The organism is Paenibacillus sp. J31R109, from assembly GCF_059692055.1.
In genome coordinates this window covers 166,120-172,526 of record NZ_JCAUAR010000016.1, presented here as the reverse complement: position 1 = coordinate 172,526, position 6,407 = coordinate 166,120, and the positions used below count along the sequence as shown (strand labels likewise).

8 protein-coding genes are annotated in these 6,407 nt (G+C 42.8%); 1 reads left to right on the top strand and 7 read right to left on the bottom strand.

Annotated features, from left to right (window positions below):
* Positions 1 to 391: 391 nt before the first annotated feature.
* The 3 genes from AC58QT_RS28850 to AC58QT_RS28840 all read right to left on the bottom strand — a co-directional run bounded on the left by AC58QT_RS28850 (position 392) and on the right by AC58QT_RS28840 (position 2,389).
* Positions 392 to 1,156: an SDR family oxidoreductase gene (locus AC58QT_RS28850; protein WP_497411994.1), complete on the bottom strand. Its 765-nt coding sequence runs from the start codon at positions 1,154 to 1,156 to the stop codon at positions 392 to 394.
* Between the two features lie 301 nt (positions 1,157 to 1,457).
* Positions 1,458 to 1,622, bottom strand: a complete 165-nt coding sequence (locus AC58QT_RS28845; RefSeq protein WP_497411993.1) for a hypothetical protein — start codon at positions 1,620 to 1,622, stop codon at positions 1,458 to 1,460.
* A gap of 407 nt (positions 1,623 to 2,029) precedes the next feature.
* Entirely contained in the window at positions 2,030 to 2,389 is a 360-nt protein-coding gene (locus AC58QT_RS28840) for a winged helix-turn-helix transcriptional regulator (RefSeq protein WP_497411992.1), read from the bottom strand.
* Between the two features lie 134 nt (positions 2,390 to 2,523).
* Here AC58QT_RS28840 and AC58QT_RS28835 point away from each other — a divergent pair, with 134 nt between their 5' ends.
* Positions 2,524 to 3,156 carry an NAD(P)H-dependent oxidoreductase gene (locus AC58QT_RS28835; RefSeq protein ID WP_497411991.1) on the top strand — a complete coding sequence of 211 codons (633 nt, stop codon included), beginning with the start codon at positions 2,524 to 2,526 and terminating at the stop codon, positions 3,154 to 3,156.
* A gap of 649 nt (positions 3,157 to 3,805) precedes the next feature.
* On the opposite strand, the gene AC58QT_RS28830 is transcribed toward AC58QT_RS28835, so the two are convergent.
* The 4 genes from AC58QT_RS28830 to AC58QT_RS28815 form a co-directional block, all read right to left on the bottom strand.
* Entirely contained in the window at positions 3,806 to 4,432 is a 627-nt protein-coding gene (locus AC58QT_RS28830; protein WP_497411990.1) for an AAC(3) family N-acetyltransferase, read from the bottom strand.
* Positions 4,417 to 4,548, bottom strand: coding sequence for a hypothetical protein (locus AC58QT_RS28825; RefSeq protein WP_497411989.1), 132 nt, complete (start codon positions 4,546 to 4,548; stop codon positions 4,417 to 4,419). The genes AC58QT_RS28830 and AC58QT_RS28825 overlap by 16 nt, the downstream gene beginning before the upstream one ends.
* Before the next feature lie 466 nt (positions 4,549 to 5,014).
* The gene (locus AC58QT_RS28820) at positions 5,015 to 5,311 is read right to left on the bottom strand and encodes a DUF5316 family protein (protein WP_497411988.1); all 297 of its coding nucleotides are present in this window, start codon (positions 5,309 to 5,311) and stop codon (positions 5,015 to 5,017) included.
* Between the two features lie 218 nt (positions 5,312 to 5,529).
* Complete coding sequence (locus tag AC58QT_RS28815; protein ID WP_497411987.1) at positions 5,530 to 6,300, bottom strand: SDR family NAD(P)-dependent oxidoreductase; 771 nt, start codon at positions 6,298 to 6,300, stop codon at positions 5,530 to 5,532.
* Positions 6,301 to 6,407 lie beyond the last annotated feature (107 nt).

Here is a 6,407-nt window from a genome sequence, read left to right as displayed (position 1 = left end):
ATAAGAGCGCCTCCTTGATGGTGTTGGGTTTTAAGCCCGGGACAAACCCATCATACCGAGGCGCTCCTTTTTTGACAAAGGCCATTTCTTAGCCTTAACAGGAATGTTTAGCGCAACGACGGCAGCCGATTAGTTCTCGCCGGCTGCCGTCGTTGTTATCATTGAACTATATTTCTCCGTTAGAGTTTAATCGCCCACCAATGGAAGCATGCGTCATCTCATTAAAAAAAGCGTTCACCCAAGTGAGTGAACGCTAAACCTTCCATTTCGCCGATAGATAAATAGAAACGGATCGCATCGGAGGTCTGCCCACATACTTAACTTCCTCTCCTAGGAAGAAGGCAGGTTATACTTGGAATGTTAAAAGGAACAATCCTATTTGCGAATCACTTTACAAATGAGAGCCCCCACTGGCATCGATCAATTGCCCGGTTACCCAGCGACTGTCGGGAGAAGCTAGAAAAGCAGCTATATCCGCGACATCTACTGGTTGCCCCCATCTTCCAAAGATAGAAAAATCAGCACCAAACTTTTGAGAGGCAGGATCTTGTAGCATTGCGGCATTCATATCTGTGGCAACGAATCCAGGTTGGATGGCATTGATTGTAATTCCACGTGGACCGAGTTGGTTGGATAGAGCGAGCGTTAGTGTGTTGATTGCCCCCTTGGTCATACTATATGCAGGAATGGCAGGCAGGGAGATTCTTGTTATAGAGGATGACAAGTTAATAATTCGACCTTCGTTTCGTAAACGTGGCAAAGCTTGTTGAGTCAGGAAAAACGGCATCTTTACATTAATTTCCATGATTTCATCGTATGACTCTTCCGTAGTATCCTCGATTGGTGCTACTAGGGCGATCCCTGCATTGTTCACTAGTATATCGAATTGAATGTCACCAGTACGTTCCATCAACAATTCATCCAATTTCTTATATAGTGTCTGTATGCTTTCAGAAGCACCAAGTTTCGTACCAATTGTGAATGCGGTTCCTCCATTCTGCTCTATTTCATTCACTACTTCTTCTGCAGCTTCTCGGTTTGCGCCATAATGAACAGCTACTAATGCTCCTTCTTGCGCTAAACGTGTCGCAATGGCACGACCAATCCCCCGGCTTGCACCCGTAACTAAAGCAACTTTCCCCTTCAATCTAGTCATGACTCTAATCACCTCTTGTGTTTAATACGTACACGATATTTATAACACAAGGTAAATTTTGAAATGTTGCTCTCTCATTCGTTGAAAAGATCCCATAGTATTTAAATTGGGAAATTTCAACTATAATGCCCGTTGAAAGTGAATAAAAAGAAAAAGACAAATAAAGTTTTGAAGTAGTTATGGTGTTCAATATGGCTTAAATACAATTAAGTTATGAAGTACTTCTTACACCAAAAAAGCAAACAGTTCATTGAAGTGACGTTACCCGTTACTTCAAGAATCCCGAAGCATTGTTTCCTTCCTAATTTTTCTCTAATATAACAAGTGAATAAACAGTTGCACCCATCTCACCACCTGACATAGAACTCTGAGATACAACATTCCATCCCTCTTGTAAAAGCTGATTTAAATCACTTAAGTTATTCTTTTTATCGTTATAATAATGAACTACAATTGCCTTTTGCATGAATACACTTCCAGATTACCATTGTATCATACATATTATTCCATTAAACTCCCGTTAGCTTAACAGCAGCCGCCAGTCTACAACTTTTTTCATTGCATTTAATCGTTTGCCCTAACTATGTTAAGGTGAACCTTATCACAAGTAACGGCAAGTTTTTGGAGAACATCTCAAAGAGCCTTCAAAAGCGCGTTGACCGGCATAGGTTGTGGAAGGGAGTGCTTGACGTGGTCTCCCTGACCACAGTCTGGAGGAGCGTCTTTTGTGCTTTGGGCGGCGAGGCAAATAATTGCTGGAACTGCGTGAGCGCCTGCCGGACCTGCTGGAGCAGGATTGGGGGCTGACGCACTGTCTGCCAGTTGTCTCTCTGCATTGGTGCAAAATGAAACAGACTAGCGTAATGTCGAACGCTAGTCTGTTTCATTTTGTTCATTTTTAGCTTTTTTCAGCTGCTTTCGCTCGACATGGGCCAATCCCCATTGATGTAAGGTCTCCAACACCGGAGACAAGCTCATGCCGTATTCCGTGATGGAGTATTCCACTTTCGGCGGGATTTGCGGATAAATGACTCGTTTAACGAGTTCTTCCTCCTCCAAATCGCGCAGATGGAGCGTAAGCATCCTTTGAGTGATATCGGGCAGTAATCTTCTTAGCTCATTGAACCGCAAAGGTTTACCTTGAAGCAAATGATAAAGGATAATAGGCTTCCATTTGCCGACGATTGAATCGAGCGCCGCAACGAATTGACATTGAACAGGGTTCTTTTGCATACGTTGGCCTCCATTACAGTACCTTTTTTCATACTATAGCACATTATTGTGCCTACTTACTATAAGTAAGTTTGTATTATATGATAAACCTAGAAAGTGTATTTTTATTAATTACAGAAGGGAAGTTTTAATTCATGGCAACTGTACTGTACATCACCGCACATCCCCTTGATCCTCAGGAATCATTTAGCCTCGCGGTAGGCAAAGAGTTTATTGAATCGTACCGTGAGGCAAATCCAACTGATGAAGTTATTCATTTGGATATGTACAAGGAGAATATTCCACAATTTGATGCCGATGTTTTACTCGGTTGGGGAAAGCTTCGATCGGGTTTGTCTTTCGATCAACTGTCTGATGCCGAGAAATCAAAAGTAGCTCGTCTTGAGGCGATTGTTGATCAATACGTGGCTGCCGATAAGTACGTGTATGTTTCCCCAATGTGGAATTTCTCGATCCCACCAGTTTTGAAAGCATACACGGATGCGACTTCAATTCCGGGTAAGACGTTCAAATATACCCAAAATGGTCCTGTAGGTCTGTTGTCTGGTAAGAAAGCCTTGCACATTCAAGCTAGCGGTTCCGTTTATTCGGAAGGTCCGCTTGCCTCGCTTGAAATGGGATACAGCTATTTGAATAAGGTTTTACAGTTCTATGGGTTTCAATCTCTTGAGGCAATTTTTGTTGAAGGAACGGCATCGTTAGAGCAAGCTTCAGTTATTAAAGAAAAAGCAATTGCTCATGCTACAGAAGTTGCCAAACGTTTCTAATAGGGTGCATCGTTCTCAAAACCCCCAAAATTAAAGCAATGCTTCAACAGGCTAAGGGCGGTGTTGTGTTGTGTTGTGATTCAGATCATAGATCGAAGAAGACTGTTAGCCTTTCCACGTACTGCTCTATCTACGCCTGGGGAATCGTATATTATCGCCAATGCTTCGGATCTTAAGCTATAGACGATCAAGCACTGCTGCACTGTTTATTAGAAATGATATTTACGATTCTATTCGATTATTGCTTCAGTTTGAAGCCAGTATGAAATGGAAGTTTGGATCCTGTCGTTAAAAAATCTGCTTCTTAGAACAAAGAGCAACACGAGTGACTACTACTTCGTGTTGCTCTCTTTATGAGAAATTATGAGAAATAAAGATGAAAAACTTGCCATTACTTGTGGTATGGTCAGACAAATGCAGCCAATCGTGTGTCGGCTTCCGTCATGTCGGGATTGAACTATAGTTCCTCGTTAGATTCCTCAATAGTCTTATGTTTTAATTAGAGTCGCTGCTTAATTCGATTTATGAATGATGGTTTTTTGTTTAAGGGTTTAATGTACGATCTTATCTTGGATTAGCTCCTTTACAAACGCTGTTACAGATGCACGATTGACTGTAGCAAGTAAATTTAGATATATTGCAAAGAATATTAATAGTCGGTCAGATAGTTCGGGTCCTGCTTCAGATGTTTGGCAACCATAGCCCGGAGTTGCTTCGCGCTCATTAATCTGGTCGTTGCATTGCCGAATTTCCCGAGGGTCATGACGCCGGTACTAAGTGCTTCAGGTTCGAGTTTCGTGAATGTGTTGGATCCGACCCGTGCGCAGTGGCGAAACTGTGGTGTGTAGTGGCGGTCACCTTTGGGCCCGATCGTGTATAAGTCAGTTTTCTCGGTAGAAATGGTTCCGACTGCCCCATCCCATTCCTCGACCCCATGAATGAAAGTGTTACGACTAAAATTAACGCCGATCAGCAGGATCTGGGCACCCCGCTGCCAAAGTTTGTGATAGGTGCCGCCCGCTCCGCATGGGGTTTGCAGATGTTCCTCGCCCGCGATAAAGGACTCGGCATCTTTACCAAAGGCTGCCACTGAGTGGGTCGGGTGCAGAGAACGCACTACTCTTGGACGCTTGCGAAAAAGCTCGGTCAGCGCCCCGATGCATGTTGGCGTATACAGGTTGTCGCAGACCGGATTGTCAGTCCCGACATTGCGCCACGTATGCGCCCCCAGCACAATCAACCCGTCCTTCATGTAGTCACTCAGCGCATCAAGCACAGTCTCCGCACCACCCTCGCTCCGATTGCCTTGTACGAAATATGGATTTTCAACGTCCCGAGCGGGTCAACGCCGATATTTTGAAGATGCTCGATCAAATCTGTCTTCGTAAACATAATGTACCTCCGTTTATTCTTATAGGAGGATTTTATCACAAATAACGCCATCTACAGCCAATGTTTACGAATCTTCCGTAAACGAAAAGTCGGACGTTAACAAACGGCAAGAACTGTTCGCTATTTATGGATGATACAATTGTAATAGCCATTTATTGCAACTGCTTTGTCTGTCATATTTTAATTTGAATTTATACTGCAAGCATTGGTCATTCAAAACGTCCAGGCATGGAAATTTCCTAGTATGCAGCCTCTGCTATTTGATCAGTCTTCGACCGGAGCAACCTGTAATTTGACTTCGTCGGAAATGCTATAAAGTTCTTGTCATTTCATTTTGACAAGAACTTTATAACATAAAACAAATAAGCTCAGTGAATGCTGCTTTCAATGTTACTATGTTCTTGTCACCCCACAGCAGCTTCATCCTGATTTCTTATTGAACTCCCTCGTTAGCTCAACCCTTTTCTTACTTAAAATATTTAAGATATCCCCAAAGAAGTAAAATTGGGATAGCCGCAAGAAAACATGCTATAGAAATACTGTCCCTTTGTTTTTTATCATTGGTGCTTTCTGTATTATCATTTGCTCGTTGGCGGTCACCAGATATCAGTGAGCCACTTGTAGTAATAGTAGAGATTATTAGAATTAAACCAATCCAGCCTGATATTCGTTGACTAAAACCACTGTTTAGAAATAATGACAAAACAAAAACAATTGAAGTAACAAAGAGTCCACTTAAAAGAGATAATTTAGCTAATTTCAAGTTTAAACGCCTCCCTAAGTCTTTACCTAATATTACCACATATTGGAACTAAACTGCCCGATAGTTGAGTGTATAGCACAGAAACAAAAACAAGCGATGGATTAGTCCCATCGCTACGTTATAGTCTTCCATATCTTTAACAAGGTATAGGTTAATTTGATGAAAATGGCGTCTAATGCAAAGGTAGTAACATTGATAATGTTGCTTTTTACGGTAATTTAAATCGAAGTCATATAGTTGCCACCATTGACTGGTACATACGCTCCCGTCATGAAGCTGGCTAGGTCAGAAGCGATAAACGCCACTACGTTTGCGATTTCCTGGTCGGTACCTCGGCGACGCATCGGTACAGTGTTGATGTATCTTTCAACGCGTTCAGCATCATTTTTGTTTTCACGATCCTTGTCGGTGTGAGTCCAGCCCGGAGCTATTTGGTTGACAGTGACGCCATACATGGCAACTTCCCTCGCCAACACTCGGTACACACCATCCATGCCACGTTTGGCTGAAGAGTAAGCCGACTGAAGCGGTTGGTTCTGTATAGCCACCTCAGAGTTCATCCCGATGATTCGTCCGTAGCCACGCTCAATCATACGCGGAGCGAAAGCCTTCGCCAAGAAGACACTTTGAAGGACACCTGATTCGAATTGGCTAACGTAATCCTCTGGTGCTTGATCCAACACGGAATTAAATGGTGCATATTGTACAGCATTCGCAACGACAATGTCGACCGGTCCTAACTCCTCTTCAACGCTCTGTTTCATTTGCTGTACCTCATCCAGCTTTGTGATGTCTGCTTTAACGATCATCGCGCGACTTCCGAGCGCATTGATTTCATTACGAAGCTCCACCGCTTTCTGCTCATTGCTAAAATAATGAATAATCACATCAGCGCCGGCAATCGCAAAAGTTCTTGCGATAACTCGCCCTAAATTCCCTGTCGCTCCAGTAACCAACGCTGTTTTTCCCTTCAAGTCTATGCTCAACATGTTATTTTCCTCCTTCTCAAACAGCCGGATAAAATATGACTGAAGTCAGTGTACTACAGTCATATTTTAAAGTCAACTCAACACCATCTTTACTTAGAGTGGTGATT

Coding starts and splice junctions, on each gene's coding strand:
- AC58QT_RS28815 (WP_497411987.1), bottom strand. CDS start 6,300: ATGTTGAGCATAGACTTGAAGGGAAAAACAGCGTTGGTTACTGGAGCG.
- AC58QT_RS28840 (WP_497411992.1), bottom strand. CDS start 2,389: ATGCAAAAGAACCCTGTTCAATGTCAATTCGTTGCGGCGCTCGATTCA.
- AC58QT_RS28825 (WP_497411989.1), bottom strand. CDS start 4,548: ATGTTTACGAAGACAGATTTGATCGAGCATCTTCAAAATATCGGCGTT.
- AC58QT_RS28835 (WP_497411991.1), top strand. CDS start 2,524: ATGGCAACTGTACTGTACATCACCGCACATCCCCTTGATCCTCAGGAA.
- AC58QT_RS28850 (WP_497411994.1), bottom strand. CDS start 1,156: ATGACTAGATTGAAGGGGAAAGTTGCTTTAGTTACGGGTGCAAGCCGG.
- AC58QT_RS28845 (WP_497411993.1), bottom strand. CDS start 1,622: ATGCAAAAGGCAATTGTAGTTCATTATTATAACGATAAAAAGAATAAC.